Below are 2,176 nucleotides of genomic sequence, written 5' to 3' on the forward strand. Positions count from 1 at the left end.
ACGGCAGTTAGTCCGTTTTTCAATTACAACGGGGTTGAAACAGATATAGAGCATCAAGGTAATGGTGTCCAAAGAACATTCATTTTATCTATTCTCAAGGGATTTCGTAAATTCAAAAGTCGTTATCCTAACGATGAAAGAGAACATGCTTCCTACAATCGACCATTAATATTTGCTATTGAGGAACCAGAATTATACTTGCATCCGCAAGTCGCAAAAGTATTTAAAGATACACTTTATTCACTCGCGGATGATAACTTGTTTCAAATCGTCGCGAGTTCACATTCCCCTAATTTTGTTGATTTATCTAAGCCCAATAGAACGCTTGTAAGATTGAATTTGGATAGTAATAATGATGTACAAGTTAATCAAGTTAGTTCTGATATCTATGGTTTACCTAAGAATGAGGTTGAGCGTTTTCAGGCATTATTAAAATTTAATCCTCATGTAAATGAGGTCTTTTTTGCTGATAAAGCAATTCTGGTTGAAGGTGACACCGAGGTTGTTTCGTTCAAGTTGATAGCGGAAAAATTAGTGAGCGATGGTACTCTACCTGCGGAGGAGTATAACAGTACGACCTTGATTAACTGCGTAGGTAAACCCACAATGTATATTGTGCTAAATATCCTTAATAATTTTAATATTCCTTACACGGTAGTGCATGATTTTGACATTACAGAGTTTAACAAGAAAAATGAAAGAAGAACCGTTTCTGCTTTAAAAGCTGTTATTACTATTAATCATAAGCTTGAGGTTTTAGCTGAAAGCAGAGGTAACAGAAAATACGTATTGCAGCATACATTTGAAGCAGAGATGCCTGATGATTATGAAAAAGGAAGTTCAAAATCTTTTTCAGCTTACGAGTACATAAAAGAAAAATCACTATCGGATTTGCCAGAGAACCTTGTTAAAATTATCGGATTATCTTACGGATTATCCCACCCTGAACCACTAAATCACGGCGTTGAAATGTTGCTCAGTCAGCTTCGGCGAGTTGATTGGACTGAACTAAATCAAGCTATTGAAGAGTGGCAAGCGCCAATGATGGAAGAGTTTGTAGAGGTACTTTGGACACCTAAACTTGTTGCAGCCAGTAATGAAGGTGCGTCGGTCGATTAAGCAATCAAATTAGATGCAATATTCAGGGTAACCTAGGGCTGCTTTATGGAACAATATGAACTAACGGGACACGATAGTTGAAAAACCGCCCTTACGGAGACTGCTACAAAATTATCATTTTTGGAAATACCAAAGAAAATGGGGAGTCCAATATGTCTCCCTAAACGCGAAACGAGCCTTAGAAGCGATACTAGAGGCTCGTTTTCTTAGTTAATTTCTTGTAATGAATATCTGATTTTGACCTAAAGGGTCGATAAATGAAGGAGCATGCTTACATAGTAAGGCGTTCCGTTTTGAGGTGCTAAAATTATTAATCTGGTAGAGACAAATAACAAGGCCAACAGACTGGCGTTACTTAGGAAACATAATTTAATGCTTTGATAAAGAAATTTTCGTAGGAAATGGGATATTCTTGTGAGACCACCGAGTCAAATTTCTTTCAAGACCCACACATACAGTAATCATTTGGGGAATAGGTCAATAATAACTATTAATTCTAAGATTAAAGTAAGTTACAAGGTGGTAATAATATGACAATTAATAAACTACTAATTGATTTTGACAGAACCTTTTCCGATATTACTAACAAGCTTTCAGAAAGTGTTAGAGAAGAATTTACTAATAACCAAGTTGATTTTTGCTTAAACGTCGGTACTGAAAATATCGAGGGAATGTTCTCTGATTTACCAGATGGGCCAGGTATATATTTTTTTGAAGTTGGCTTTAAAGATTTATATCAGCAAGAAATCAATGTTTTTAAAGACCCTGATGCTTGGAATGAGAGTGGTAAAACTGAATTTGAGGTAAAGAAAAGTTATTTCTATGGAATATTAAATCAGATATGGAATGAACTTGAGGAAATAGACAGAGGTCGGGGAGAATCATATCCAAAAATAATTAAGAAAAGATTTGATTTTCATTTTAATAAAAACACATCTAAAAATAGTTTCGAAAATGATGATTGGGTACCGTTTTATATAGGGAAACATAAAAATATTAAATATCGTGTTTTGGAACATATTAAGAGGTCGGGCATGAAATTAGCTGACTTTATTAC

2 protein-coding genes are annotated in these 2,176 nt (G+C 35.0%); both read left to right on the forward strand.

The genetic code is table 11. The annotated features are described in order from the left end of the window. Positions 1 to 1,119, forward strand: a 1,119-nt coding sequence (locus tag AB4Z17_RS33200; RefSeq protein WP_441964695.1) for an ATP-dependent nuclease, incomplete at its 5' end; no start/stop codon positions are given. A 530-nt stretch (positions 1,120 to 1,649) separates the two neighbouring features. Beyond that, positions 1,650 to 2,176, forward strand: a 527-nt coding sequence (locus AB4Z17_RS33205) for a hypothetical protein (protein ID WP_441964697.1), incomplete at its 3' end; no start/stop codon positions are given.

The organism is Paenibacillus sp. TAF43_2 (genome assembly GCF_052113545.1).
GTDB lineage: Bacteria > Bacillota > Bacilli > Paenibacillales > Paenibacillaceae > Pristimantibacillus.